The following is a 25,115-nucleotide window of genomic DNA, read 5'->3' as shown; positions in this document are numbered from 1 at the left end:
GGTCTTTGCGGCAAAGCACGCGATAGATTGGCCCCATGCGACAAGATTTGCACAGACGTGCGCTGGTTTTGCTGGTGTTCCTTGCGGCCGTGGGCATGTTTGCCGGCGGCGTGTGGCGCTATGGTTATGTGCAGGCGCTGGATCAACTGTCCAAACGCGGCGAATCCGACATGACTTTGGCTGCGGACCGGCTGATGGGGCAGTTACAACTGTATCAGCAGCTTTCGGTGCTTACGGCCGAACATCCGTTGGTGCAGGCCGTTCTGGCCGGGGCCGAACCCGGGATCTTGCAACCGCTTTTGCTGCGTCAGGCTGACAAGACCGCCGCGCTGGACGTGCTGCTTGTGAACCATGCGGGGCAGGTGCTGGCCTCGGCCAACCAGACCGAGCCCGTGGATTTATCGCACACCTATTTCGTGAAGCGCGCCAAGCAGGGCGCCTTGGGCGAGGCGCATGGCATCAATCTGAAAACCGGCCAGAGGGCCTATTATTTCGCGGCGCCCGTCTTTGCGCCTGCGGGTCACGTGCGTGGTGCGCTGGTTGTTGTCGCCAATGTGAGCCGCGTCGAGGCCGAATGGCGCGGCGCGCGTCCGGCGGTCTTCTTCACCGATGGGAATGGCGAGGTGTTCATCACCAACCGCTCGGAACTTCTGTTCTGGCAACGCACCCCGGCTGGAGGGTTGATGCCTTCAGAGGGACCCGAGCCTGATTTCACCGCCCGCCAGACCTCGGGGCACGAGATATGGCAGCAAAGCTGGTCTCCCTACGTTCCCGAGCGCGCGATGCATCTGTCGCGGCACTTGCCGGTCATCGGGCTGACGGTGGAAACCATGCTGGACGTCGACCCTGCGCGCGGGCTGGCATGGTTGCAGGCCACGGTGGTGGCTGCGGTGTGCCTGGCCTTTGGCGCGTTCCTGTTCCTGGCGACCGAGCGACGCCGCACGCTGAGCATCGCCAACCTGCGCCTGGAAAGCCGCGTGGCCGAACGCACGGCTGAGCTGTCTCAGGCCAACCTTGCGCTGCGCCACGAGGTTGCAGAACGCTCGGCCGCCGAGGCCGCGCTGAAGAAAGCACAGGACGATCTGGTGCAGGCCGGCAAGCTGTCGGCGCTGGGGCAGATGTCCGCCGGGATCAGTCACGAGTTGAACCAGCCCCTGATGGCGATCCAGCAATTTGCCGACAATGGCGCGGCCTTTCTGGCCAAGCAGCGCACCGATGTGGCCGCGCAGAACCTGACACGGATCAGCGCCATGGCAGCCAGAATGGCCCGCATCATCAAGAACTTACGGGCGTTTGCGCGACAGGAATCCGAGCCGGTGACCCGTGTTGATCTGACCTTGGTCATCGATCAGGCGCTGGAGCTGAGTGAAGCTCGGTTGCGGCAAGAGGGCGTGACGCTGGATTATACCCCCCCCGGCGTGCCGGTACATGTGATGGGGGGCGATGTACGGCTGGGGCAGGTGCTGGTGAACCTGATCTCGAACGCGGTGGATGCGATGGCCGGGCGGGCAGACAAGCATATCCAAATCAGGTTGCGGCCCGAGGGCGACAAAATCTGCCTTGATGTGGCCGACACCGGCCCCGGTATCCGCGAGCCCGAAAAGATTTTTGACCCGTTCTATTCCACCAAGGAAGTCGGCGCCGAGGACGGAATGGGCCTTGGGCTTTCCATTTCCTACGGTTTGGTTCAAAGCTTTGGCGGCGCGATCCGCGGTCGCAACCGACCCGAGGGCGGCGCGATTTTCACCGTGGAACTGACCGCAGCACAGGGGGCACAGGCAGCATGATCAGTAAGGTTCTGGTCGTCGATGATGACATCGCCGTCCGCGAAGCCTTGGCGCAGACGCTGGAACTGGGCGAGCTGTCGCCCACGGCCGTCGGCTCGTTCATCGAGGCAAAGGATCATATCTCGGATGATTTTGCCGGGATCATCCTGTCAGACATCCGTATGCCCGGCCGCGATGGGTTTCATCTGCTGGAATACGTGCAGGGGCTGGACGCCGAATTGCCCGTGATATTGCTGACCGGCGAGGGGGATATACCGATGGCCGTACGCGCCATGGGACAGGGAGCGTTTGGGTTTCTGGAAAAACCCTGCGCGCCGACGGATTTACTGGCGGTGATCGATCGGGCGCTGAAAACGCGTGCGCTGGTGTTGGAAAATCGCCGTCTGAAGGCGCAGCTGGAAACGGGCGATCCGGCGGCACGGCTGCTGTTCGGCTCGTCCGCGCAGGCCGAGGCCTTGCGCGCCCGAGTTCGTCTGGCCGCACAAGCCCGGACCGAGGTGCTGGTCAGTGGCCCTCCGGGTTCGGGGGTCAGCAAGGTGGCAGAGGTGGTGCATCTGATGTCCCGGCGCGCGAAAATGCCCTTTGTGAAACGCACCGCGACAGGCATGGATGGCACCGCGCTAGGGCAGGCCTTTGAAGCGGCGCAGGGCGGAAGCCTGTTTCTGGATGACATCGGAACGCTGCCCGCCGAGACACAGTTTTCCTTGCTGGAACGTCTGGAAAAAGAGGATGACAGTGTTCGCTTGATCGCGGGCTCGACGGCTGATCTGCAGCAAGCGGTGGCCGAGAAGGGCATGAATTCGGATCTCTTTTATCGGTTGCAGGTGATGCCGGTGCGCATCCCGTCGCTGGCCGAACGGCCCGATGATATTCCCGTGCTGTTCCGGCACTATGTCGCCCAGGCCAGCGAACAGGCCGGGCTGACACCACCCGAGATCACGCCCGACGTACTGGCCGGGCTGATGGCGCAGGACTGGCCGGGAAATGCGCGGGCATTGATGAGCGCTGCGATGCGGTTTGCCCTGGGTCTGGGCGGGCCCGAGACCGAGGATGCCAGCGAAGAGCTGGGCCTGGCCGAGCAGATGGCGCGGGTCGAACAATCCCTGCTGATCGCTGCATTGCGCCGTGCGCAGGGGCGGGCCAGCGAGGCCGCGAAGGCGCTGAAACTGCCGCGCAAGACCTTCTATGACAAGCTGGCGCGCTATGGGTTGAGGCCCGAGAGCTACCGCTGAGTCGCCTTGTGCTGCCCTGCAGAAGGCTGTGCGAATTTCCGCACAAGCTTGCGAAACCCCTGTGCGGAATTTCGCACAATATCGCGCTGCAGCATGGCAGGTATGCAAAATCGGCGTTCGTATGGTGCTGAAATTGTTGGCATATTGTCCAACTTTCACATTTTTATCACTTTGTCTTGTCTGCTTGCCCGGCTGCGGGAAATCTTGGCCTATCGCGTCAAAAGGCGCTGATTTCCACGTCTCAAGATCTCTGGGAGGAGACAGACATGAAATTCCTGACCACTGCCGCAATGGCCTTGGCTCTGAGTGTGACCTCGCAAGCGGCGTTCGCTTCGGACGCGTGTGATGACGGCGAGATCGTTATCAAGTTCAGCCACGTCACCAACACCGACAAGCACCCCAAGGGCATTGCCGCATCGCTGCTGCAACAGCGCGTGAACGACGAAATGAACGGCAAAGCCTGCATGGAGGTTTTCCCGAACTCGACCCTGTACAACGATGACCAGGTTCTGGAAGCGATGCTGCAAGGCGACGTCCAGATGGCTGCTCCCTCGCTGTCGAAATTCGAGCAATTCACCAAGAAGTTCCGCATTTTCGATCTGCCCTTCATGTTCAAGAACATCGACGCCGTTGACGAGTTCCAGAACTCGGATACCGGTCAGGCGATGAAAGAGTCCATGTCGCGCCGCGGTCTGCTGGGCCTGGCCTTCTGGCATAACGGCATGAAGCAAATGTCGGCCAACAAACCGCTGGTTGACCCCTCGGATGCTGAAGGCCTGAAATTCCGCGTGCAGAACTCGGACGTTCTGAAGGCGCAGATGGCCGCTTTGGGTGGCAGCCCGCAGCCGATGGCCTTCAAAGAAGTGTATGGCGCGCTGCAAACCGGCGTTGTGGACGGGCAGGAAAACACCTGGTCCAACATCTATGGCCAGAAGTTCTTTGAGGTTCAGGACGGCGTCACCGAAACCAACCACGGCATCATCGACTATCTGCTGGTGACCGGCACCGATTGGTGGGACAGCCTGCCGGCGGACGTTCAGGAACAGCTGAGCACCATTATCGCCGAGGTTTCGGCCACGCGTAACGCCGAATCCACTGCCGTCAACGAAGCGGCCAAGAACGCAGTAATCGAAGCGGGCGGGGTCGTACGCACGCTGAACGCGGAGCAACGCGCCGGATGGGTCGAAACCATGAAACCCGTGTGGGAGCAGTTCCGCGATGACGTCGGTCAAGAGAATATCGACGCTGCACAGGCGATTAACGCCAAACACTAAAGCCTGATCAACAGGCCGAACTTTCCCGGCCCCACTCTCGGGGCCGGGTTTTTCATATCCTCGGGGGAAAGGGGATACGCCATGTCCACCCACTATCATGCAAAATCGGCCCTGGGCCGGTGGGTCAACGAGTTCGAAGAGACCGCCATCGCGGTGCTTCTGGGACTGATGACCCTGATCACTTTCATCAACGTCGTCCTGCGCTATGGCTTCAACACCGGGCTGATCTGGGGGCTGGAGGCCGTGACCTTCCTGTTCGCCTGGCTGGTGCTGTTTGGCCTAAGCTATGCGGTCAAAGTTACCGCGCATCTGGGCGTGGACGCGCTGATCGCCTTTTTCAATCCATCGCTGCGCCGTGCCGTTGGGCTGGCTGCGGGGGCTGTGTGCATCATCTATGCGGGCCTGCTGCTGAAGGGCGCCTGGGACTACTGGGCCAACTTCGCCAACCTGCCGCAGACCACGGGCCGTTGGTTCCCCACCGGTCTGGAAGAGATGAAGCGCACCTCATATCGCGGTTGGTACGAGGTCGTGGACATCCCGTTCCCCGAATGGCTGCGCTGGATTCAGCCGATCATGAATGACGGAGAAAGCTATGAAAAGCTGCCCCGGTTCATTCCCTACTTCATCCTTCCCTTCGGCATGGCCCTGCTGTTTTTCCGCTTCGTCCAGGCCACCTGGCGCCTGTTTAAGGGGGAAACCGACAGCCTGATCGTCAGCCACGAAGCTGAAGACGCCGTCGAAGATGTCAAACATATGAACGCCGGAGACTAAGATCATGGAAGTCGCAATTCTCTTTGCCATGGTCGTTGGCCTGATGCTGATCGGTGTGCCGATCGCGGTGTCGCTTGGCTTTTCGTCCATCGTGTTCCTGCTGGTGCTTAGCGATACCTCGCTGGCATCCATCGCGCAGACCCTGTTCCAGGCCATGGCAGGCCACTATACCCTGCTGGCCATTCCGTTCTTCATCCTGGCGTCGTCCTTCATGTCGACCGGGGGTGTGGCGAAACGGATCATCCGTTTCTCGATCGCCATCGTGGGGCATTTCCCGGGCGGTCTGGCAATTGCGGGTGTGTTCGCCTGTATGCTGTTCGCGGCCCTGTCCGGGTCTTCGCCTGCGACCGTGGTGGCCATCGGCTCGATCGTGATCGCCGGGATGCGTCAGGTTGGGTATTCCAAGGACTTCGCCGCCGGCGTTATCGCAAATGCGGGTACCCTGGGCATCCTGATCCCGCCGTCGATCGTGATGGTGGTTTATGCTTCGGCGACTGACGTGTCCGTGGGCCGGATGTTCCTGGCGGGTGTGATCCCGGGCCTTATGGCGGGCACCATGCTGATGCTGACCATCTATCTGATCGCCAAGGTGAAAAATCTGCCCAAAGGCGAGTGGAACGGCTGGGGCGAGGCGTTTGTCGCTGGGCGTGAGGCCGGTTGGGGCCTGTTCCTGATCGTAATCATCCTGGGCGGTATCTACGGCGGTATTTTCACCCCGACCGAGGCCGCAGCCGTGGCCGCGATCTATGCCTTCTTCATCGCGAACTTCATCTATCGCGACATGGGGCCACTGGCCCGTCCCGAGGGCGAGCGCAATATCTCGTTGCTGCAAAAACCAGTGGCGATCGTTACCGCGTTCTTCCACCGAGATACCCGCGATACCCTGTTCGAGGCCGGCAAGCTGACCGTTACGCTGATGTTCATCATCGCCAACGCGCTGATCCTGAAGCACGTGCTGACCGACGAGCAGATCCCGCAGCAGATCGCCGAGGCGATGCTGTCCGCAGGGTTCGGTGCGGTGATGTTCCTGATCATCGTGAACATCATCCTGCTGATCGGCGGTCAGTTCATGGAGCCCTCGGGCCTTATCGTGATCGTTGCGCCGCTGGTGTTCCCCATCGCGATCGAGCTGGGCATCGACCCGATCCATCTGGGTATCATCATGGTGGTCAACATGGAGATCGGCATGATCACCCCGCCCGTGGGTCTGAACCTGTTCGTGACCTCGGGCGTGGCCGGGATGCCGATGATGCGGGTTGTCCGCGCGGCGCTGCCGTTCCTGGCTGTGCTCTTCGTCTTCCTGATCATGGTGACCTATATCCCATGGCTGTCGACCTATCTGCCGACAACCTTCATGGGGCCGGAAATCATCACCAAGTAATATCCACTCGCGAAACTGAAAACGGCGCCTCTTGGGGCGCCGTTTTTGCATTCTGGGATGGGCGAGCTTAGGCCGCTTCCAGCGCCTTGATGATCGGCGTGAAATCAGCAGCGCTCAAACTGGCGCCACCGACCAAAGCACCATCTACGTTGGTGACGGCGAAAATCTCGGCCGCGTTGCCGGGTTTGACCGAGCCACCATAGAGGATGCGAATACCCTCGGCCGTGTCAGCACCATAACGAGTGGTCAGCTCGGCGCGGATGAAATCATGCACTTCGGCGATCTGTTCCAGCGTGGGGACAAGCCCGGTGCCGATAGCCCAGATGGGTTCATAGGCGATAACCAGCTTGGCGGCGTCCACCTCATCGGGTAGGGATCCGGCCAGCTGTGCACCGATGACTGCCAGTGTGTCTCCGGCCTCGCGCTGCGCCAGCGACTCGCCCAGACAGGTGACCGAGATCAACCCGGCCTGCATCGCGGCCACGGATTTGGCGCGGACATCTGCGTCGGTTTCGCCGTGGTCCTCGCGCCGTTCGGAATGGCCCACAATCACTGCTCCAGCACCTGCGTCGGCCAGCATTTCGGCCGAGATATCGCCTGTATGCGCGCCAGAGGTGTTCGCATGGCAATCCTGCCCGCCGATCATCAAAGGGTGGTCAGCCAGCTTTGCCGCCGACACCCCAACCAGCGTTGCAGGGGGGCAGATCAGCAGATCAACCGAAGGGGCGCTGTTCTGGTCGGCGATGGCCTTCAATTCGGCCAGTTGGGCGGTCAGCCCGTTCATCTTCCAGTTTCCAGCGGCAAGTTTGCGTCGCATTCAAAGCACCCCGTCAATTTTCATTATCTATTGGGGGCAATATTGCGATGGGGCGCGATAGGTCAAGCCTGATGCAGAAATTGCGACACCGGGATTACGACTTCTTCTTACGTGCCTTTTGTTTGCGCTTCTCTTCTGCCGCCGCGCGGGCAGGCGGCAGCGCCAGATTGGCCCAGTGCATTGCCTCTTCGGGGTCGTCAAGCGCACTTTCAGGAAGTGTCATAAATGTCTGAAGTTCCATGCGCTTTTCGCCGCGCATGTACCAGAAAGCCTCGCTGCCCGCAGTCTGGAATTCTGGCAGGGTCGTGGCGTCGGCCTTCATATAGACCGTGCCCGAGGACGAGATCATCGCGAACATTACGTCCTCTTCGACGAACAGGCCCGCGCCGCCGAACATGCGGCCGGTGCGAATGGGGCCCAGATCGGCAAACAGTTCCAGCACGTGGGTCAGGAACTCTTGCTCGACTGCCACTTACATGCCCTCGAACTTGATGGATTCCCCGCAGCCGCAAGCCTCGGTCACGTTGGGATTGTTGAATTTGAAGGCCGATTCCAGCAACGAGACCTCATAGTCGATCTCGGTACCGAACAGGAACATCTGCGCCATGGGGGCGATCATCACCCGCGCGCCGTCCTGTTCGACGACCTCGTCATTCGGGTCCACGTCATCGACATAGTCCATGGTGTATTCCATGCCCGCGCAACCGCCCTTTTTCACGCCGATACGCAAGCCCTTGTGGCCGTCTTTGGCCATCAGCTTGGCGATCTGGGCCGCCGCTTTGGGGGTCATGGTGACCGCTTGTTTTCCGGGAATTCCGAACATGCGTGTTTCCTGCGTTGCGTGGACCTGAATCTAATCGTGGCCCTGCAAATCTCAAGGGGTTACATAAAGCCCAGTTCAAGGCGGGCTTCGTCGCTCATCATTTCCATGCCCCAGGGCGGATCCCAGGTCAGCTGCACATCGACGGTTTTCACGCCTTCCATCGGTTCGACCGCATCGACGATCCAACCGGGCATATCCCCCGCAACCGGACAGCCCGGAGCGGTCAGGGTCATGATGATCAGAACGTCGTTCTCTTCGCTGATCGAGATGGTATAGATCAGGCCCAAATCGTAGATGTTGACCGGAATCTCAGGGTCATAGACCGACCGACAGCCTTCGACGACCGCGTCAAAAAGCGGGTGATCTACGGTCGAGGGCGCAATCAGCGGGGCGCCTTCCATGGGCTGAGTGGTATCGGTCATGGGCCTGTCCTGTATTTCCTGAGCGAAGATATAGGGAATGTTACCCCATTCGTCCAGAGCACCGGTTGCCAAGTTTTCGCGTCCGCGGCAAGTCTCAGCGGTTACTGTCTTTTTCCGCACGGTGCGGGTCCAGAAAGTGCCCGACCATGGTTTTCGTGGCCAACGCATAGGCCTGTTCCAGCGGCATCTCAAGGTGCTGGTACAGCGTTTGCTTGCCCGCAGCGATGGCCGGTGTGTGGTACGAGGCGACCTTGCGGGCGAACTCGGTCGTTTCGGCAAGGATCTTTTCTTTGGGTACGATTTTGTTGATCAGACCGGCCCCAAGCGCCCAGTCAGCCGACATTGGGGTGCCGGACAGGGCCAGCTCCATCAGGTGTTTGCGTGCAATCGTCCGCGAGATGGTCACCGCAGGGGTCGTGCAGAACCCTCCGTTCACCACTCCTGGCAAGCAGAAGGTCGCGTCCGGCGTGGCATAGGCCAGATCGCAGGCCGCCATCAGCTGCAACCCGCCGGCAGTCGCGATCCCTTCGACCCTCGCAATCGAGGGTTTGGGGCAGTTGGTCAAATCCAACATCATCGCGCTACAATCGGTGAAAAGTTGGGTCAGATAGGCCTTACCCTGATCGGCGTCACCGCGGTGGGCCGCGATTTCCTTGAGGTCGTGCCCGGCGCAAAAGATGTGGCCGGGGCCATGGATGATCAACGCCTTGACGGCCTCGTCCTCAGCGGCCATGCGGATCTGCGCGTGCAGAGCATGGATCATTGCCAGAGACAGCGGATGGGCGACACCGGCGCCAAGGGTCAGGGTCAGCACCCCGTCAGCAAGGCTGGTCTGTAGCGGGTTGATGGTCATCATGTCTCCTTTGATGCCAACTATGTCACGCGCGACGGGGTTTTCAACGCTTGGCATTTTGCTCTGGTCGTGAAAATAAAGCGCAATCCGCAAACAGGGGTCCGGCATGGCAGAGAAATTCTCGTTCGAGCTTCAGGCAACAGATGGCGCCGCGCGGCGCGGTGTGATCCGTACCACGCGTGGGGATATTCGCACGCCCGCCTTTATGCCCGTTGGGACTGCTGCGACCGTAAAGGCGATGCTGCCCGAAAGCGTGGCCGCCACGGGCGCCGATATCCTGTTGGGCAATACCTATCACCTGATGCTGCGCCCCACGGCGGAGCGGGTGGACCGGCTTGGCGGGCTGCACAAGTTCATGAACTGGGACAAGCCAATCCTGACGGACAGCGGCGGGTTCCAGGTAATGAGCCTGTCTGATCTGCGCAAACTGACCGAGGACGGCGTAACCTTCAAATCTCATATCGACGGATCCAAGCATTTCCTGACGCCCGAACGCTCGATGGAAATTCAAAAGCTGCTGGGTTCGGACATCGTGATGTGCTTTGACGAATGCCCCGCGCTGCCCGCTGATGAAAAACGCGTGGCCGAAAGCATGCGTCTGTCGATGCGGTGGGCGCAGCGGTCGCGCGATGCCTTTGGGGATCGGCCCGGTCACGCGCTGTTCGGGATCATGCAGGGCGGAGTGACGCCGCATTTGCGCGAAGAAAGCGCCAAGGCGCTGGTCGACATTGGCTTTGATGGCTATGCGGTCGGGGGGCTGGCCGTGGGCGAGGGCCAGGAGGCCATGTTCGGGGTGCTGGACTATGCCACGGGGTATTTGCCTAAGGACAAGCCGCGGTACCTGATGGGCGTCGGCAAACCTGATGACATCGTAGGCGCGGTAAAACGCGGGGTGGACATGATGGACTGTGTGTTGCCCTCGCGCTCGGGGCGTACGGGGCAGGCGTGGACGCGTCACGGGGTGGTGAACATCAAGAACGCACGGCACCAGGATGATCCGCGCCCCCTGGACGAGGCGTGCAGCTGCCCGGCCTGCCGCAGCTATAGCCGTGCTTATTTGCATCACGTGTATCGCTCGGGCGAGATGATCTCGGGGATGCTGTTGACCTGGCACAACCTGCATTATTTCCAGGAAATCATGCAGGGGATGCGGGAGGCGATTTCCGAAGGGCGCTTTGCCGACTGGGAGGCAGATTTTCACGCGCAGCGCGCCCAAGGGGACATTGAGCGGCTGTAAGCTTTGAGCCGATAAGTGACGCTCTCTGTCGCATCGCGCCACTTGCCGCGCCAAACGAAATACTACCACATTTTGTGGTCGTAAGGCCTGTGGAGCGCGCCAATTGTGGTTTTGTTTTGCTCTACGCTCGGACTTTGGTCCCTTTCTTGCTCAAAACTCCGGTTCTCTGCTTGCACCTGTCTCTTGTGGCGGGCAGTCTGGTGTCAGGAAACTGTGACATGGTTGAAATCCGGCGCCGCGGGCCCCAGATTAGCAATCAGGAAACGGAGACAGCCGCGGTTGCCGATGATCGGGACCAGTGCCGTCTTGCCAAGAACAAGGAAAACGCATGCAAGAGCAACTCAACGCATCCTATCCCGTGCTTCCGCTGCGCGACATCGTCGTGTTCCCGCATATGATCGTGCCGCTGTTCGTCGGGCGAGATAAATCCGTGCGGGCTTTGGAAGAGGTGATGCAGGATGACAAGCAGATCCTGCTGTCCAGCCAGATCGACCCCGCAGTGGATGACCCGACCGAGGACGGGATTTATCGCACCGGCGTGTTGGCCAATGTGCTGCAGCTGCTGAAACTGCCTGATGGCACGGTCAAGGTGCTGGTCGAAGGCCAGGCGCGCGTGCAGATCACTGAATTCATCGAGAACGACTCTTTCTTCGAGGCCAGCGCCGAGCTGCTGCCCGAAGCCGAGGGTGATCCCGAGGCGATCTCGGCCCTGTTGCGCACCGTCGCGACCGAGTTCGAGCGTTACGCCAAGGTCAAGAAAAACATCCCCGATGAGGCGCTGGTCGCTGTCTCGGAAAGCACCGAAGCTGACAAGCTGGCCGATCTGGTCTCGGGGCATCTGGGCATTGAAGTGGCCGAAAAACAGGACCTGCTTGAGACCCTGACCGTCAGCGAGCGGCTGGAGAAGGTTTACGGCCTGATGCAGGGCGAAATGTCCGTTCTGCAGGTCGAGAAAAAGATCAAGACTCGCGTGAAATCGCAGATGGAGCGCACCCAGCGCGAATATTATCTGAATGAGCAGATGAAGGCCATTCAGAAGGAGCTGGGCGATGGCGAGGATGGCAGCAACGAAATTGCCGAGCTGGAAGAGAAAATCGCCGCCGCGAAGCTGTCGAAAGAGGCCAAGGAAAAGGCCGATGGCGAGCTGAAAAAGCTGAAAAATATGAGCCCGATGAGCGCCGAGGCGACCGTCGTGCGAAACTATCTGGATTGGCTGCTGGGCATTCCGTGGGGCACTAAATCCCGCGTGAAAAAGAACCTGAACAAGGCCCAAGAGGTGTTGGATGCGGATCACTATGGCCTGGAAAAGGTCAAGGAACGGATCGTCGAATATCTGGCGGTTCAGCAGCGTTCGGCCAAGCTGAAGGGCCCGATCCTGTGTTTGGTTGGCCCGCCGGGCGTTGGTAAAACCTCGCTGGGCAAATCCGTTGCCAAGGCTACGGGGCGCGAATTTATTCGTATCTCTTTGGGCGGGGTGCGTGACGAAAGCGAAATCCGCGGTCACCGCCGGACGTATATTGGCTCGATGCCCGGTAAGATCATCCAGGCGCTGAAAAAGGCGAAAACCACCAACCCGCTGATCCTGCTCGATGAGATCGACAAGATGGGCCAGGATTTCCGGGGCGATCCTGCCTCGGCGATGCTGGAGGTACTGGACCCTGAACAGAACGGCACTTTCGTGGATCACTACCTGGAGGTCGAATATGACCTGTCCAACGTGATGTTCCTGACCACGGCGAACTCGTACAACATGCCAGGTCCTCTGCTGGACCGGATGGAGATCATTTCGCTGGCCGGCTACACCGAGGATGAAAAACGCGAGATCGCGAAACAGCATCTGGTGGCCAAGCAGGTCAAGAACCACGGGCTGCGCAAGGGCGAGTTCGAGATCACCGACGACGCGCTGGACGAGATGATCCGCCGCTACACCCGCGAGGCGGGCGTACGGAACCTGGAACGCGAGATCGGCAAGCTGGCGCGGAAAGCCGTGACCCAGATCGTCAAGGGCGAGGCGAAGTCCATCAAGGTGACGCCTGAAAACCTGGACGAATTCCTGGGCGTGAAGAAGTTCCGCTATGGTTTGGCCGAAAAAGAGGACCAGGTGGGTGTTGTCACCGGGCTGGCCTATACCTCGGTCGGGGGCGACCTGCTGCAGATCGAAGCGCTTCGCCTGCCGGGTAAGGGCCGGATGAAGACCACCGGGAAACTGGGCGACGTGATGAAAGAATCCATCGACGCGGCCAGTTCCTACGTGCGCTCGATCGCGCCGCAAATCGGGGTTAAACCGCCCAAGTTCGACAAGATGGACATCCACGTCCACGTTCCCGATGGCGCGACGCCCAAGGACGGGCCAAGCGCTGGTCTGGCCATGGTCACCGGCATTGTCTCGGTCCTGACGGGCATTCCGGTGCGCAAAGACATCGCCATGACTGGCGAGGTCACGCTGCGCGGCAATGCCTCGGCCATTGGCGGGCTGAAGGAAAAGCTGTTGGCCGCCTTGCGCGGGGGCATTAAGACCGTCCTCATCCCCGAGGAAAACGAGAAAGACCTGGCCGAGATTCCGGACAACGTGAAGGAAGGGCTGAAGATCATTCCCGTAACCCATGTCAGCGAAGTGCTGAAACTGGCGCTGGTCGAAGAACCGACAGCCATCGACTGGGATGAAGAGGCCGAAGAGGCCGCTGCCGCAGCGGCTCTGGCTCAGAAACCGGGGGCAGGGGCCGTGGCCCACTAACCTTGGGTGAAAACAAAGCCAAAGGCGCCCTGCGGGGCGCCTTTTTTGTTGCTGAAAGCGTTGGAAAATTCTGGGGAAAACCCTCTTGCACTCTGACAGCGGATTCTCTAAATACGCCGCTACCGGGTGATTAGCTCAGTGGTAGAGCGCTTCGTTCACATCGAAGATGTCAGGAGTTCAAATCTCTTATCACCCACCATTCCCCCCTTTTTCTTTTTGATGAAGAACGCACACTTGCGACCATATCCGTCGTCTTTGCTCTTGGCACGATCGTGGGGCTGAGTGCCGTGTTTTTCAGCAGAGATGACGGCGCGCGCGACTGATTTCCGTGCAATTGCCTGCTTTGCTTGCGCTTTTGGCCCAAATGCGGGCACAACAGGAAAAAAGTAGTAAGACATTGAAATGGCCCCTTTAAATCAATCCTTCAGCCTCAAACTTGCCGCCCTGCTCGAGCAAGTCTATCCCGATTTGGACAGTGCGATCCTGTCCAGCCAGGTGATCGAGGCATTTTGGCCCGAGGGCAGCCATCGCCGCAAACGTGGACGCGTTCCGGGTAACAATCAGTGGTCCGAGCGCGATTCCCTGCTGATCACCTATGGCAATTCGATCGTGGATGGGCAGCACAAACCGCTGGACCTGCTGCATGATTTTCTGGAACGGCACCTGAAGGGCGTGATTGACGGCGTACATATCCTGCCGTTCTTTCCCTATACCTCGGACGACGGCTTTGCCGTGACGGACTATCGCGCGGTGAACCCGGTGCTGGGCGACTGGGCCGATATCAGCCGCATCGGATCCGAGTTCAAGTTGATGTCGGACCTTGTGCTGAACCATGTCTCCAGCCAGTCCATGTGGTTTAACGCTTACCTGCAAGGCCATGAACCTTATCATAAATTCTTTTTCGAGGCTGACCCTTCGGATGATCTGAGCAGCGTCGTTCGGCCCCGCACGCATCCCTTGTTGCGCGAGGTGGAAACGGTGAACGGCCCGCGTCATGTTTGGTGTACGTTCAGCCATGATCAGGTCGATCTGGATTTCCGCAACCCCGAGGTACTGCTGGAATTCTTGCGTGTGATGCGTCTGCATATCGACATGGGTGTACGGATCATTCGCCTGGATGCGGTGGCCTTCTTGTGGAAGGAAATCGGCACAAGCTCGATCCACCTGCCACAAACCCACGCGATCGTACGCTTGATGCGCTTGCTGGCCGACTATGCGCTGGAGCCGGTGATCCTGCTGACCGAAACCAACGTGCCCAAGGCCGAAAACCTGTCCTATTTCGGCAACCGGAACGAGGCGCACGCGGTTTATAATTTCTCGCTGCCACCCTTGGTCTTGCACGCGATGATGGCGGGGACGGCCCGGTATCTGAACCGCTGGCAGGGCTCGATGCCGCCGGCGCAGATGGGCTGTGCCTACCTGAACTTCACCGCCAGCCATGACGGGATCGGCATGCGCCCCGCCGAGGGGCTGCTGACCAGTGCCGAGGTGGATCAGGTCATCGGGATGGTCCGCGATTTCGGCGGCGAGGTCAGCATGCGCGCGCTTCCGGGTGGGGGCGAGGCCCCGTATGAGCTGAACATCACCTGGTACGAGGCCATGAAGGGCACTTTCGACGGGCCCGATCATTGGCAATTCGACCGTTTCATGACCAGTCAGACCCTGATCATGGCGCTGGAGGGCATTCCGGCTTTCTATATCCATGCGCTATTGGGCACGCCGAATGACCACGAAGGGGTAGAGAAGTCAGGCCACAACCGCGCGATCAACCGTCACCGCTGGGACTATGGCGAGCTGAACACGCGTCTGTCCGATCCGGAAACCGTTCAGTCCCGCGTGATGAACGAGCTGCTTCGGCGCATGTCGGTGCGGCGCAAACAACCTGCGTTTCACCCCAATGCCACTCAGTTCACCTTGCAGATTGATAACCGCCTGTTTGGCCTTTGGCGTCAAAGCCTGGAACGGGACCAGTCGGTTTTTGCGCTACACAATGTCAGCGATGACGCGCTGACTATCACGCCTCAGTCGATCAACCTGATCGATGGCGAGGAATGGGTGGATCTGCTGAGCGGCGAGCATATCGACCCGGCTGGCAGCGAAATTACCTTCGCACCGTACCAAAGCCGTTGGATTTCAAACAGAATCTAGGGGGCGTGTCGCCCCTTAGGTGAACTCGGCAAAGTCTGCTTCGGCGGCCAGCTTGCGATCGCGCATCAAATCGGGATCGGCCGCATTGACCCGCGCCCAGGTGGGGATAAAGGGCGTCTCGGCCGGGTTTTCCAGATACACGCGGCCTGCCTCGACGATGTTTTCAGCGAACATTTCCACGCTGCGCTCTTCTGCGTGACGGTCCACGTTCAGCCCGTTCATCTGGGCGTCGTGATAGTAATCTTCCAGCAGGTCAAGCGCGGTGCGGTAATAGGTGGCCTTGAGCGTGCGGAAGGTTTCCTCGGTGAACACGGTGCCGTCGGTGGCCAGCTTGCGGAACATGGACTTGCAGATGTCGATAGACATGCGGCTCAGCCCGGTGGTCTGGTCGTCGGGGCTTAGGTCCTGGTGCTTGTGGTCGTAATGGTCCGCGATTTCGACCTGGCAGACCGATTTGCGCGCCAGGTTGCGCCATGCTTCGGATAGAAGGCCAATCTCAAGTCCCCAATCCGATGGCATCCGCAGATCCGGCAGGATCGAGGTGCGCATGGCAAACTCGCCCGACAGCGGATAGCGGAAGGATCGCAGGAAATCGATATAATCGCGATCGCCGATCACCCGTTTCAGCGCGATCAAACTGGGCGAGACCAGCATACGGCTGACGCGCCCGTTGATCTTGCCAGCGCCCACGCGGGCATAGAACCCTTTGGAAACCTGGTAGGGAAAGTTGGGGTTGGCAACGGGATAGACCAGCCGGGCCAGCATGTCCTTGTCATAGGTGACGATATCACAGTCATGGATCGCCACGACCGAGCTGTCCTGACAGGCCATCAGATACCCCAGGCAGGACCACACGTTCTTGCCCTTTCCGGGCTCGCATGGGCCAAGCCCAAGCTCTGCCAGCCGGTCATCTATTGCTTTCATCCGCGGGCTGTCGTTCCAGATCACGATATGGTTCTGCGGCAGTCTCGAGAAAAACTCCTTGGCATAGCGGAACTGATCTTTGTCAGCGCGGTCCAGACCGATGATAATGCGGTGCAGGTAAGGAACCTGAGCCAGCTGATCCAGGATCTTGGGCAAAGCGTCGCCTTCAAGCTCGGAAAACAACGAGGGCAGGATCAACGAGATCTTGCGCGTGGCCGCGAAGTTTTCCAGTTCGCGGGTCAGGGCGGCGCTGTCATTGGCGCGCAGGTTATGAAGGGTGGCGATATTGCCGTTCTGGTGAAAGTCAGCCACGTGTCAGGCTCCTTTTGGGTCGTTGGGCAGCGCAGCCAGAAGGGCGCTGATGGTTTCGTTCCAGCCGGAGGGACCGGGCAGAGTGCTTCGGGTCAGGCGCGGCGCAAGCGTCCCGGGGACGGTCAGGGGCTTGGCCTGTGCATTGGTGATCAGGATCGGGTGGTCAGCGGCCTCAAGCATCTCAACATCATTGGGCGCATCGCCAAGGGCGATCATGGTTGTGGCGCCGTACATAGCACGGATCGCCTCCATCTGGTCGGCCTTGGTGCGTCCGAAGCTAAGGGTCAGATAGCGGCCTCCGAACCTGCAGCTGACACCAAGCGCGGTTAGCGCGTTCTGAAATTCGGTCTGCTGTTCGGGCGTGCCGGTCCAGATGCCGGGCTCGGAATAGTTTCGGGTCTTTGCCAGTTCAGCCTGGGGCAGGGGCAGGCCGGTGTGATCGGCAACGTCCCGGGCGGTCATGTCGCCAAACCCGATGTAAAGCCCGCGCAGCGCACTTGGAACCTGATCCAGCGCGGCGCGCAGGTCCAGATAAGCGCTGTTATCCCCGGCAGAGCTGGCCCCCGCAGGCAGCAGCCCGGCGCCGTTTTCGACAATCGCGGGGTGGGCCGACAGGTTTAATTCCTTGCGCAGCGGAGCAATCTCGGCCGCAGTTTTCGAGCTGGCTAGTATCACCGGAATTCCGCGCTGCGCCAGGGCGTTCAGCGCGGGCAGGGCCGGTGTATAGTCATAGCTGTGGTGATCCAGAAGCGTGCCATCCAGATCAGTGAACACAATTGCGGAAAATTCCGTCATCAGACCTCTTGCGCCTCGCAAAAGCTTTCGGTAACAGAGGCGCCACGGGTGATTAGCTCAGTTGGTAGAGCGCTTCGTTTACACCGAAGATGTCGGGAGTTCGAGTCTCTCATCACCCACCATTTTTCTTTTTGTTCCATAACGTTGCGGTGCCGTCCCTGGCCCTGCCTTTCGCTGTGTTCTCGCTAACATCCTAAGCGCCACATCGCCTTTAAAACAGGCGTTTGGGTGAATTTATGCTGGAAATTGTAACACGGACCTTCGCGCTGCACAGGAATTGGGCGTTTTCAGGTGGCCGGGGTGTCGGTTTCGACTGGCGCCCAGGCTTGGCACCGGGGGTAAAAACAGGCGGCTTTGAGTGATCTGAATTTTGCGAAAATATTTGCACTTTTTCCATCATCATCCGCTTGACGCCCGACAGGGTTGCGCATAAACAGCCTCTCACGCTCGGGTCGCCTGAGCGGACAGTGAGCGGTTGTAGCTCAGTTGGTTAGAGTACCGGCCTGTCACGCCGGGGGTCGCGGGTTCGAGCCCCGTCAACCGCGCCACCACTGTCCGATCCACAGGCGAATGACTCGAGAGGAAAAGCGCGGTTGTAGCTCAGTTGGTTAGAGTACCGGCCTGTCACGCCGGGGGTCGCGGGTTCGAGCCCCGTCAACCGCGCCACTTTCCCCCCTTTCTTGAATGGATATGATCATGCGCTGGCTCGACTCGATTTCATGGGCAACTGTTCTGTTGGTTTGTGCGACGCTGGGCCTGGCTCCGTTTGTTCCTGAACCGCACATCTGGGAAAAGCTGAAGATGCTGGTCGCCGGCGATCTGGTGCGCCCGCTTGATATGTTCGATCTGCTGTTTCACGGGCTGCCGTGGCTGCTGGCCGCTCTGAAGGGCCTGCGCACTTTGCGTCAGTAGTCGTATCCCAGCGCTTTTTCCAAAGGCAGGTCCAGTTGCGCGCGCAAAAAGGCGCGGTCGCCGTCCGTGATTTCCTTGGGGGCATCAGGCCGGCCGCTGACGGCCGCCACGAACCGAGAGCCAAGACGTTTCACCACGGGCCGCAAGGGCGCGTCCAGCGGGGGCAGGCCCATCTGGCTGCGGAATTTCTGAACGAATCCTTCCTGATCGGCCAGAACGCTTTCGTGACGCACGACCACCACGCTGCAGCCCCGGTTCAGCCAGCTTAGATGCGCAGCCAGCTTGCCCACCCGCAGCGCAAACAGGTTGGGGTAGGGACGGCCCATCGGGTCCCGATCTTGTTGCAGGGGCTGGCCGACCATCAGGGGGCCCGCGCCTTCGAAATACTTGGGATGGTCAAGAATCGTTTCCCAAGGGGTGCGCAAAAAGTCAGCGAATTCAAGTTGTTGCATGGTCGGAGGCGTGTGCCACGGCTTGGCGTACATTGACAGCGCCCAATCCACCGCATTGCGCAGGCTTAGTACCACCACCATATCGCGCGGCACTGCCTGCGCCTGTATGCCACCGTGTTTCCAACCCAGCAGTTCAACGGGGATTAGCGGCGTGTTGCGCCCCAGCAGGCGTTTGACATGGTTGGTGCCACTGCTGCGCTCTCCGATCACCTGAAAGCGAGTGGGATTCACGCCGCTTGGCGCAAAATGCAGCCCCGTCCGGGCAAAATCAGCAGGCACAAGCGAGGCAAGAAGCACGAGAGGCAATCCATTCGGTCAAAATTCGATTCTCTTATAACAGCAAAAAGGTTAGGCTTGCCAAAAGGCAGTTGAGCAGAGGCCAAACTAAAGATGCAGTCCACCGTAGCGGTTGTCACCATGGTGCGTGACGACCTGTTCTTTCTCGATATTTGGTTGCGCCACTACGGTCGCATTTTCGGTCGTGAGAATCTGTACATCATTAACCATGGTCGGGGCGAGGACGTCGCCAGGTTGGCCGAGGGCTGCAACATCATCGGTATCCCCGGTGACCCGCATAAAAATTTCGACATGAAACGCTGGCGGCTGCTGAACAACATGGTGATGGGGCTGCGCAGTTATTATGACCATGTGATCGTCGGGGATGTCGATGAACTGGTGGTGATCGACCCCGAGGACGGGCGCACCTTGCTGGAATTCCTGAATGACGCGCGCAAAGGTCGGGTTTTGACCCCCTTGGGTCTTGAGCTGATCCACAGAATAGACGTTGAGGATCAACCGGTTACAGATCATCTGCTGGGGCCAAGGATGCATGTCCGGCTGGCGCCGCATTACTCGAAACCCTGTGTGGTTTCTGTTGGTACCAAGATCGCGCGGGGCGGTCATTTCACCCAGTTTGACAAGCTGTTCACGCCTGACAGCCTGTTCCTGCTGCATCTGAAGTTCTGCGATTTCGGAGAATATGTCGGCGCGATGAACCGTCGAAACCAGATCACTCAGGACATTGGCGGCTCGGTTCAGGAGATTTCCATCGGCCGCCATTGGTTTCCTGACGCTCGCGGCGAGGATCGCGCGTTGTTTGACGACTTTGCCCAGATGGAAATGGTGCCGGGCTTTGACATGCGCCCCTATCGCAAGAAAATGCACCGCAGCTTTGGCCCGCGTGGCGAGACAGGGTTTTATCAGTTCAACAGACCCGACTATGCGCTGCAGTTCCGCCTGCCGGATAGGTTTAAGGGCGTTCTCTAAGTCTCTGACAGGAATTCTAAAATCGCTTTAGAGGTTTCTTTCGGCGCGGTGTCCGGAAAGAAATGACCGCCCGGTATGCCCGCTGCGCGCATGTCTGTGCAACGTGCGCGCCAGGTTCCCGGAATATCAAAGGCGCGCGCCATGGCCCCATCGGCTCCGTACAGGATAAGCGCAGGGCAGGTGATCTGCCGGTCAAGATCCTGCGCATCCAGATCGAAATCGACATCCAGCGCGGCGCGGTAATCGTTACACATGCCGCGGATCGTTTCAGGATCACGCCAAGCGGTGCGGTATTGCTCCAGAAGGCGCGGGTCGAAATCACGGATCTGAGAGGCACCCCATCCCAACAGGCAGCTTTCGAAATAGTGGTCGGGGTCGGCCTGGATCATCCGTTCCGGAAAGGGGGCGGGCTGGGACAGAAAGAACCAGTGGTAATACGCGCGCGCCACCTGCTGCGTCAGCTGATCCAGCAACAGATGGGTCGGCACGATGTCCATCAGGCAGATCGAGAGAACGGCCTGAGGATGATCCAGGGCCATCCGGTGTACAGTCCGCGCTCCTCGGTCATGTCCAACCGCATGGAATTGCGGAAAGCCAAGTTCCTGCATCAGCGCCACCTGATCGGCGGCCATGGCCCGAAACGAATACTCGGATACCTCTGCCGGTTTGTCCGTCGCGCCATAGCCCCGCAGATCGGCCCTTACGACAGTAAAGCGCTGCTCCAGGCTTGGCACGATCGGGTCCCACATGGCACGGGTTTGCGGAAAGCCGTGCAACATCAACACCGGAGGGCCGTCTCCGCTGATGTCGTAGGCCACATTCAGCCCGTTTACATGTAGTTCAGCCATGCTTTTTCCTTTGCTCGTATTCGACGCTGGCGCAAAGCCATTACCCGCGCGTCAAGGCTTCCAGCACGCGAGCCCAGCTGCGGATACCCATATGAAAACTGCTTAGATCGTATTTCTCGTTGGGGCTGTGGATCTGGTCGTCATCCTTGCCAAACCCGATAAGCATCGCATCGGTTCCCAAAATGTCCTTGAAATAGCCCGCGATGGGGATCGAGCCGCCACAGCCCACATAGGCCGCAGGGTTAGGCCATTCATCCGACAGCGCCAGCCGGGCCTTGTCGAACATCGGGTTTTCGATCGACATCTGCGAGGCCGGGGCCCCTTTGTCGGTGCGGTATTCGACTGTGAAACCTTCGGGCAGGCGGCTTTCCAGATGAGCGCGGAAGGCCTTGCGCACTTTGTCGGGGTCTTGCTGACCAACCAGGCGAAAGCTGACCTTGGCGCTGGCCTGACTGGGCAGCACGGTCTTAAAGCCCGCGCCCGTGTAGCCGCCCCAGATGCCGTTCACATCGCATGTGGGACGCGACCAGATCATTTCCAGCGGCGTGCGATCCTGCTCGCCTGCAGGGTGTTTCAGGCCGACTTCACCCAGGAAACTCGTGTGGTCAAAGGCCAGGCCCTGCCACTGGGACATGACCTCTTGGGGTAGTTCGGGCACATCGTCATAGAACCCGTCCAGCGTGACGCGGCCGGTGTCATCATGCAGCTCGGCCAGGATCTTGTTCAGGACGCGGATGGGGTTCATCGCAATGCCACCATACATCCCCGAATGCAGATCCCGATCCGGTCCGGTGATGGTGAAATCTTCGCCCAGAAGGCCGCGCAGCATGGTGACGATCGCAGGGGTGCTGTCGCCATACAGCCCCGTATCGCAGATCAGCGCGATGTCCGATTTCAGCTCGTCCGCGTTTTCCTGCATGAACGGGATCAGCGATGGCGAGCCGCTTTCTTCTTCGCCTTCGAAAAAGAAGGTGATCTTGCAGGGCAGGGCACCGTGAACTTCTTTCCAGGCGCGACAGGCTTCGACAAAAGTCATCAGCTGCCCCTTGTCGTCCGAGGCCCCCCGTCCGCGGATCACCTGTTTGCCGTTTTCTTCCTCGATGGCCGGATCAAACGGGTCGCGATTCCACAGCTCCAGCGGGTCCACGGGCTGTACGTCATAGTGACCGTAAAACAGGATATGCGGCCCGTCGCCCTCTACGTGTCCCACAACCATCGGATGGCCCGGTGTCTGCCGCTTTTCTGCTGCCACGCCAATGCTTTGCAGGTCATCCACCAGCCAGTCGGCGGCGCTTTGGCATTTATCGTCATAAGCCGGATCGGTCGAGATCGAGGGGATGCGCAACAGTTCAATCAAGCGGTCCAGGGCTTGGGGCAGATCGGCATCAATGCGGGACAGGACAGGGTCCAGGGTCATGGTCGCTCCTTTTCGTTCACCGCAGCTAGGGTAGCACCGGGCGCGTCACTGTCCAGCGGGGAACTTGATGGAAATCAAGGTCAACGAACCGGGCTGCGCGTACACCCTCGGCAGCGAACCGGAGGACACATCATGACGCGCGCCGATTATTCTGCCCAGCTGGACACCGCTTTGAGCCGCCTGCACGAGGAGGGGCGTTATCGCACCTTCATCGATATCGAGCGCCAGAACGGCAATTTCCCCCATGCTGTCTGGCGACGCGAGGACGGAACCAGCCAAGACGTCACCGTATGGTGTGGCAACGACTATCTGGGCATGGGGCAGCATCCAGTGGTTCTGGCCGCCATGCACGAGGCGCTTGATGCGACGGGCGCCGGCTCGGGCGGGACGCGGAATATCTCGGGCACCACAGTTTATCACAAACAGCTTGAGGCCGAGCTGGCCGACCTGCACGGCAAGGAATCGGCCTTGTTGTTCACCAGCGCCTATATCGCCAATGACGCGACGCTGAGCACGTTGCCCAAGCTGTTCCCCGGCCTGATCATCTATAGCGACGAGTTGAACCACGCCTCGATGATTGAAGGTGTGCGACGCAACGGTGGCGCGAAGCGGATTTTCAAACATAATGACGTGGCCCATCTGCGAGAGCTGCTGGAGGCGGACGATCCCGCAGCCCCCAAACTGATCGCATTTGAATCGGTCTATTCCATGGATGGCGATTTCGGCCCGATCGAGGCGATCTGCGATCTGGCCGACGAATTCGGCGCGCTGACCTATATTGACGAGGTGCACGCGGTGGGGATGTACGGCCCCCGCGGGGCCGGTGTGGCGGAACGTGACCGGCTGATGCACCGGCTGGATATCATCAACGGTACGCTGGCCAAGGCCTATGGGGTGATGGGCGGCTATATCGCGGCCTCGGCAAAGATGTGCGATGCGATCAGGTCTTACGCGCCGGGCTTTATCTTCACCACGTCATTGCCGCCTGCCGTAGCGGCCGGGGCGGCTGCCAGTGTGCGCCATCTGAAGACCGACAGCGCCCTGCGCGAGCGTCATCAACAACAGGCCGCCGCGCTGAAACTGCGCCTCAAGGGGCTAGGCCTGCCAATCATCGATCACGGCAGCCATATTGTTCCGGTGATCGTTGGCGACCCGGTCCATACCAAGCAACTGAGCGATATGCTGCTTGAACGGTTCGGCATCTACGTGCAACCCATCAATTTTCCCACTGTGCCCCGCGGCACCGAGCGCCTGCGCTTTACTCCGTCGCCTGTACACGGACCGCAAGAGATGGACGCATTGGTGCACGCGCTGGATGAGCTTTGGGCGCGCTGTGAGCTAAATCGCGCCGAATTATCTGCCTGACCTTGCCCAAAATGCTTTTTCGCTTGAGTTGTGCTAGAGTGAAGAAAATAAAGGTCGCGTCTCGAATCGGCAGGTTCGGAAAAGCGAATTGCTTAAGGGGCAGATGGGGATGATCAGGCGCAAGACACCGCGTATCGACGAGGAAGATAAAGTTGAACCCAAAGGGTTCGACAGTTTCGAGACTCGCCTAGGCGACATGATGCGTGGCGAGCGGGCCACCATGGGCAAATCCTTGCTGGATGTGCAACGAGAACTCCGCATCAAAGCGTCTTACATCGCTGCCATTGAAAATTCCGATCCTTCAGCCTTTGATACGCCCGGCTTCATCGCCGGCTATGTGCGGTCCTATGCGCGCTATCTGAATATGGATCCCGATCAGGCCTTCGAAAATTTTTGCCGGGAAAGCGGGTTTGCTACCGCGCATGGCATGTCGGCCGAGGCGTCCTCGATCCGCAAAAACAACGCGCCCAAAATGCCCGTCCATAGTGACACCGACCTGTTTGCCGGAAGCTCGTTCGCACCCAGCCGTGACTCGTTTTTCGCGAATATCGAACCCGGGGCCATTGGCTCGGCGCTGGTTCTGCTGCTGCTGATCGGCTCGATCGGGTTTGGCGGGTATTCCGTGCTGAACGAGGTGCAGCGCGTGCGCTTGGCGCCCGTTGAGAACACACCTGACGTTCTGGCCGATCTGGATCCGCTGGATGTGGGCACTGCCCCGCAGATGGCCGACTCTGGCCTGACCGCCCCGCGCGCGGATGCCCTGGATCGTCTGTATCGCCCGCAAGCGCTGGATGTGCCGGTGATGGTGGCGCGTGATGCGCCGATCTCGACGCTTGATCCAAACATGGTGGGCAGCTTCCGCACGGCCGAGACCGAGGCCGACCCCTTGGATGTGGCCCCGGTGCCCGAACCTGCGGCCACCCCGCAAGTGGTTGCCGATGCCGCGCCTCAGGTGGCCATGGTTGCCGTGCGCCCCGCATGGGTTCGTGTCCGCGCCGCTGATGGCAGCGTGATCTACGAAGGCATCATGGAGGCCGGCGATCGCTGGGTTGTGCCTCAGACCGAACAACCGCCCGTGCTGCGCGTGGGCGAATCCAGCGCGATCTATTTCGCGGTGAATGGCCAGCATTACGGCCCTGCAGGTTCTAAGGGCACCGTGACCAAGGACCTGTCCCTGTCACAAGACAATCTGACCACAGCCTATGCCGTGGCCACGTTGGAACAGCATCAGGAACTGGCCCGCACCGTGGCCGAACTGAGCCAACAGCCCGACAACTGACCGCAGCCCATTGAAGCGCGCAGGCGGGGGCGCTAAGTAGCCTCTAAGCTGATCTTCTGGATGCAA

22 protein-coding genes and 4 tRNA genes are annotated in these 25,115 nt (G+C 59.8%); 16 read left to right on the top strand and 10 right to left on the bottom strand.

All coding sequences use genetic code 11. From position 1 onward, the window contains the following. Positions 1 to 35: 35 nt before the first annotated feature. From ACOQOQ_RS13195 to ACOQOQ_RS13175, 5 genes are all read left to right on the top strand, one after another. Complete coding sequence (locus tag ACOQOQ_RS13195) at positions 36 to 1,787, top strand: ATP-binding protein (RefSeq protein ID WP_420567448.1); 1,752 nt, start codon at positions 36 to 38, stop codon at positions 1,785 to 1,787. Next, the gene (locus ACOQOQ_RS13190) at positions 1,784 to 3,019 is read left to right on the top strand and encodes a sigma-54-dependent transcriptional regulator (protein WP_420567447.1); all 1,236 of its coding nucleotides are present in this window, start codon (positions 1,784 to 1,786) and stop codon (positions 3,017 to 3,019) included. Before ACOQOQ_RS13195 ends, ACOQOQ_RS13190 begins: the two co-directional genes overlap by 4 nt. A gap of 266 nt (positions 3,020 to 3,285) precedes the next feature. Then, positions 3,286 to 4,293, top strand: a complete 1,008-nt coding sequence (locus ACOQOQ_RS13185) for a DctP family TRAP transporter solute-binding subunit (RefSeq protein WP_420567446.1) — start codon at positions 3,286 to 3,288, stop codon at positions 4,291 to 4,293. 81 nt (positions 4,294 to 4,374) lie between these two features. After that, on the top strand, positions 4,375 to 5,064 hold the full coding sequence (locus tag ACOQOQ_RS13180; protein WP_420567445.1) for a TRAP transporter small permease: 690 nt from the start codon (positions 4,375 to 4,377) through the stop codon (positions 5,062 to 5,064). Positions 5,065 to 5,068: 4 nt separating this feature from the next. Next, positions 5,069 to 6,445 (top strand): TRAP transporter large permease, encoded by a 1,377-nt coding sequence (locus ACOQOQ_RS13175; protein WP_420567444.1) that lies wholly within the window; start codon positions 5,069 to 5,071, stop codon positions 6,443 to 6,445. A gap of 67 nt (positions 6,446 to 6,512) precedes the next feature. Here ACOQOQ_RS13175 and tpiA read toward each other — a convergent pair whose 3' ends face one another. The 5 genes from tpiA to ACOQOQ_RS13150 all read right to left on the bottom strand — a co-directional run bounded on the left by tpiA (position 6,513) and on the right by ACOQOQ_RS13150 (position 9,360). After that, complete coding sequence (gene tpiA, locus ACOQOQ_RS13170) at positions 6,513 to 7,262, bottom strand: triose-phosphate isomerase (protein ID WP_420567443.1); 750 nt, start codon at positions 7,260 to 7,262, stop codon at positions 6,513 to 6,515. A 94-nt stretch (positions 7,263 to 7,356) separates the two neighbouring features. Then, positions 7,357 to 7,734, bottom strand: a complete 378-nt coding sequence (locus tag ACOQOQ_RS13165; protein ID WP_420567442.1) for a TfoX/Sxy family protein — start codon at positions 7,732 to 7,734, stop codon at positions 7,357 to 7,359. Continuing rightward, the gene (locus ACOQOQ_RS13160) at positions 7,735 to 8,085 is read right to left on the bottom strand and encodes a HesB/IscA family protein (protein WP_420567441.1); all 351 of its coding nucleotides are present in this window, start codon (positions 8,083 to 8,085) and stop codon (positions 7,735 to 7,737) included. 59 nt (positions 8,086 to 8,144) lie between these two features. Next, on the bottom strand, positions 8,145 to 8,507 hold the full coding sequence (locus ACOQOQ_RS13155) for an SUF system Fe-S cluster assembly protein (protein ID WP_420567440.1): 363 nt from the start codon (positions 8,505 to 8,507) through the stop codon (positions 8,145 to 8,147). 94 nt (positions 8,508 to 8,601) lie between these two features. Then, on the bottom strand, positions 8,602 to 9,360 hold the full coding sequence (locus tag ACOQOQ_RS13150; RefSeq protein ID WP_420567439.1) for an enoyl-CoA hydratase-related protein: 759 nt from the start codon (positions 9,358 to 9,360) through the stop codon (positions 8,602 to 8,604). Positions 9,361 to 9,466: 106 nt separating this feature from the next. Between ACOQOQ_RS13150 and tgt the strand changes: the two genes are divergently transcribed. The 4 genes from tgt (at position 9,467) to ACOQOQ_RS13130 (ending at position 15,479) form a co-directional block, all read left to right on the top strand. Next, positions 9,467 to 10,597: a tRNA guanosine(34) transglycosylase Tgt gene (gene tgt / locus ACOQOQ_RS13145; RefSeq protein ID WP_420567438.1), complete on the top strand. Its 1,131-nt coding sequence runs from the start codon at positions 9,467 to 9,469 to the stop codon at positions 10,595 to 10,597. 328 nt (positions 10,598 to 10,925) lie between these two features. Next, entirely contained in the window at positions 10,926 to 13,331 is a 2,406-nt protein-coding gene (lon, locus tag ACOQOQ_RS13140; RefSeq protein WP_420567437.1) for an endopeptidase La, read from the top strand. A 124-nt stretch (positions 13,332 to 13,455) separates the two neighbouring features. After that, positions 13,456 to 13,530: transfer RNA gene (locus ACOQOQ_RS13135), tRNA-Val, on the top strand. A gap of 203 nt (positions 13,531 to 13,733) precedes the next feature. Further along, positions 13,734 to 15,479 carry a sugar phosphorylase gene (locus ACOQOQ_RS13130; protein ID WP_420567436.1) on the top strand — a complete coding sequence of 582 codons (1,746 nt, stop codon included), beginning with the start codon at positions 13,734 to 13,736 and terminating at the stop codon, positions 15,477 to 15,479. Between the two features lie 15 nt (positions 15,480 to 15,494). On the opposite strand, the gene ACOQOQ_RS13125 is transcribed toward ACOQOQ_RS13130, so the two are convergent. Both ACOQOQ_RS13125 and ACOQOQ_RS13120 read right to left on the bottom strand, forming a co-directional pair. After that, positions 15,495 to 16,715 (bottom strand): glycosyl transferase, encoded by a 1,221-nt coding sequence (locus tag ACOQOQ_RS13125; protein WP_420567435.1) that lies wholly within the window; start codon positions 16,713 to 16,715, stop codon positions 15,495 to 15,497. A gap of 3 nt (positions 16,716 to 16,718) precedes the next feature. Beyond that, positions 16,719 to 17,510, bottom strand: a complete 792-nt coding sequence (locus ACOQOQ_RS13120) for an HAD-IIB family hydrolase (RefSeq protein WP_420567434.1) — start codon at positions 17,508 to 17,510, stop codon at positions 16,719 to 16,721. A gap of 46 nt (positions 17,511 to 17,556) precedes the next feature. On the opposite strand from ACOQOQ_RS13120, the gene ACOQOQ_RS13115 reads away from it, so the two are divergent. The 4 genes from ACOQOQ_RS13115 to ACOQOQ_RS13100 all read left to right on the top strand — a co-directional run bounded on the left by ACOQOQ_RS13115 (position 17,557) and on the right by ACOQOQ_RS13100 (position 18,422). Next, a tRNA-Val gene (locus tag ACOQOQ_RS13115) sits at positions 17,557 to 17,632 on the top strand. A 349-nt stretch (positions 17,633 to 17,981) separates the two neighbouring features. After that, positions 17,982 to 18,058 (top strand) — tRNA-Asp (locus ACOQOQ_RS13110). A gap of 41 nt (positions 18,059 to 18,099) precedes the next feature. Further along, positions 18,100 to 18,176: transfer RNA gene (locus ACOQOQ_RS13105), tRNA-Asp, on the top strand. Positions 18,177 to 18,206: 30 nt separating this feature from the next. After that, positions 18,207 to 18,422: an RND transporter gene (locus tag ACOQOQ_RS13100; protein WP_420567433.1), complete on the top strand. Its 216-nt coding sequence runs from the start codon at positions 18,207 to 18,209 to the stop codon at positions 18,420 to 18,422. Here ACOQOQ_RS13100 and ACOQOQ_RS13095 read toward each other — a convergent pair. After that, a complete protein-coding gene (locus tag ACOQOQ_RS13095) occupies positions 18,416 to 19,171 on the bottom strand; it encodes a hypothetical protein (RefSeq protein WP_420567432.1) in 756 nt (251 codons plus the stop codon). The genes ACOQOQ_RS13100 and ACOQOQ_RS13095 overlap by 7 nt on opposite strands. Positions 19,172 to 19,264: 93 nt before the next feature. On the opposite strand from ACOQOQ_RS13095, the gene ACOQOQ_RS13090 reads away from it, so the two are divergent. Next, a complete protein-coding gene (locus ACOQOQ_RS13090) occupies positions 19,265 to 20,140 on the top strand; it encodes a glycosyltransferase family 2 protein (protein ID WP_420567431.1) in 876 nt (291 codons plus the stop codon). Here ACOQOQ_RS13090 and ACOQOQ_RS13085 read toward each other — a convergent pair. Further along, on the bottom strand, positions 20,137 to 20,988 hold the full coding sequence (locus tag ACOQOQ_RS13085) for an alpha/beta fold hydrolase (protein WP_420567430.1): 852 nt from the start codon (positions 20,986 to 20,988) through the stop codon (positions 20,137 to 20,139). The two genes, ACOQOQ_RS13090 and ACOQOQ_RS13085, sit on opposite strands and share 4 nt — an antisense overlap. A gap of 40 nt (positions 20,989 to 21,028) precedes the next feature. Further along, positions 21,029 to 22,405 carry a M20/M25/M40 family metallo-hydrolase gene (locus tag ACOQOQ_RS13080; RefSeq protein ID WP_420567429.1) on the bottom strand — a complete coding sequence of 459 codons (1,377 nt, stop codon included), beginning with the start codon at positions 22,403 to 22,405 and terminating at the stop codon, positions 21,029 to 21,031. A gap of 132 nt (positions 22,406 to 22,537) precedes the next feature. On the opposite strand from ACOQOQ_RS13080, the gene hemA reads away from it, so the two are divergent. Further along, positions 22,538 to 23,770: a 5-aminolevulinate synthase gene (gene hemA / locus ACOQOQ_RS13075; RefSeq protein WP_420567428.1), complete on the top strand. Its 1,233-nt coding sequence runs from the start codon at positions 22,538 to 22,540 to the stop codon at positions 23,768 to 23,770. Between the two features lie 109 nt (positions 23,771 to 23,879). After that, complete coding sequence (locus ACOQOQ_RS13070; RefSeq protein ID WP_420567427.1) at positions 23,880 to 25,049, top strand: helix-turn-helix domain-containing protein; 1,170 nt, start codon at positions 23,880 to 23,882, stop codon at positions 25,047 to 25,049. Positions 25,050 to 25,115: the final 66 nt, after the last annotated feature.

Origin of the sequence: Thalassovita sp., from assembly GCF_965218685.1 — a bacterium.
Classification (GTDB): Bacteria; Pseudomonadota; Alphaproteobacteria; order Rhodobacterales; family Rhodobacteraceae; genus Thalassobius.
This window is presented reverse-complemented; position numbering and strand designations above follow the sequence as displayed.

What these genes read in the sequence shown, in the direction of transcription:
- lon (WP_420567437.1), top strand. Translation starts at nt 10,926, where the DNA reads ATGCAAGAGCAACTCAACGCATCCTATCCCGTGCTTCCGCTGCGCGAC.
- ACOQOQ_RS13080 (WP_420567429.1), bottom strand. Translation starts at nt 22,405, where the DNA reads ATGACCCTGGACCCTGTCCTGTCCCGCATTGATGCCGATCTGCCCCAA.
- ACOQOQ_RS13085 (WP_420567430.1), bottom strand. Translation starts at nt 20,988, where the DNA reads ATGGCTGAACTACATGTAAACGGGCTGAATGTGGCCTACGACATCAGC.
- tgt (WP_420567438.1), top strand. Translation starts at nt 9,467, where the DNA reads ATGGCAGAGAAATTCTCGTTCGAGCTTCAGGCAACAGATGGCGCCGCG.
- ACOQOQ_RS13195 (WP_420567448.1), top strand. Translation starts at nt 36, where the DNA reads ATGCGACAAGATTTGCACAGACGTGCGCTGGTTTTGCTGGTGTTCCTT.
- ACOQOQ_RS13070 (WP_420567427.1), top strand. Translation starts at nt 23,880, where the DNA reads ATGATCAGGCGCAAGACACCGCGTATCGACGAGGAAGATAAAGTTGAA.
- ACOQOQ_RS13120 (WP_420567434.1), bottom strand. Translation starts at nt 17,510, where the DNA reads ATGACGGAATTTTCCGCAATTGTGTTCACTGATCTGGATGGCACGCTT.
- ACOQOQ_RS13175 (WP_420567444.1), top strand. Translation starts at nt 5,069, where the DNA reads ATGGAAGTCGCAATTCTCTTTGCCATGGTCGTTGGCCTGATGCTGATC.
- ACOQOQ_RS13100 (WP_420567433.1), top strand. Translation starts at nt 18,207, where the DNA reads ATGCGCTGGCTCGACTCGATTTCATGGGCAACTGTTCTGTTGGTTTGT.
- ACOQOQ_RS13180 (WP_420567445.1), top strand. Translation starts at nt 4,375, where the DNA reads ATGTCCACCCACTATCATGCAAAATCGGCCCTGGGCCGGTGGGTCAAC.
- ACOQOQ_RS13160 (WP_420567441.1), bottom strand. Translation starts at nt 8,085, where the DNA reads ATGTTCGGAATTCCCGGAAAACAAGCGGTCACCATGACCCCCAAAGCG.
- ACOQOQ_RS13090 (WP_420567431.1), top strand. Translation starts at nt 19,265, where the DNA reads ATGCAGTCCACCGTAGCGGTTGTCACCATGGTGCGTGACGACCTGTTC.
- ACOQOQ_RS13150 (WP_420567439.1), bottom strand. Translation starts at nt 9,360, where the DNA reads ATGACCATCAACCCGCTACAGACCAGCCTTGCTGACGGGGTGCTGACC.
- ACOQOQ_RS13130 (WP_420567436.1), top strand. Translation starts at nt 13,734, where the DNA reads ATGGCCCCTTTAAATCAATCCTTCAGCCTCAAACTTGCCGCCCTGCTC.
- tpiA (WP_420567443.1), bottom strand. Translation starts at nt 7,262, where the DNA reads ATGCGACGCAAACTTGCCGCTGGAAACTGGAAGATGAACGGGCTGACC.
- ACOQOQ_RS13155 (WP_420567440.1), bottom strand. Translation starts at nt 8,507, where the DNA reads ATGACCGATACCACTCAGCCCATGGAAGGCGCCCCGCTGATTGCGCCC.
- ACOQOQ_RS13185 (WP_420567446.1), top strand. Translation starts at nt 3,286, where the DNA reads ATGAAATTCCTGACCACTGCCGCAATGGCCTTGGCTCTGAGTGTGACC.
- ACOQOQ_RS13190 (WP_420567447.1), top strand. Translation starts at nt 1,784, where the DNA reads ATGATCAGTAAGGTTCTGGTCGTCGATGATGACATCGCCGTCCGCGAA.
- hemA (WP_420567428.1), top strand. Translation starts at nt 22,538, where the DNA reads ATGACGCGCGCCGATTATTCTGCCCAGCTGGACACCGCTTTGAGCCGC.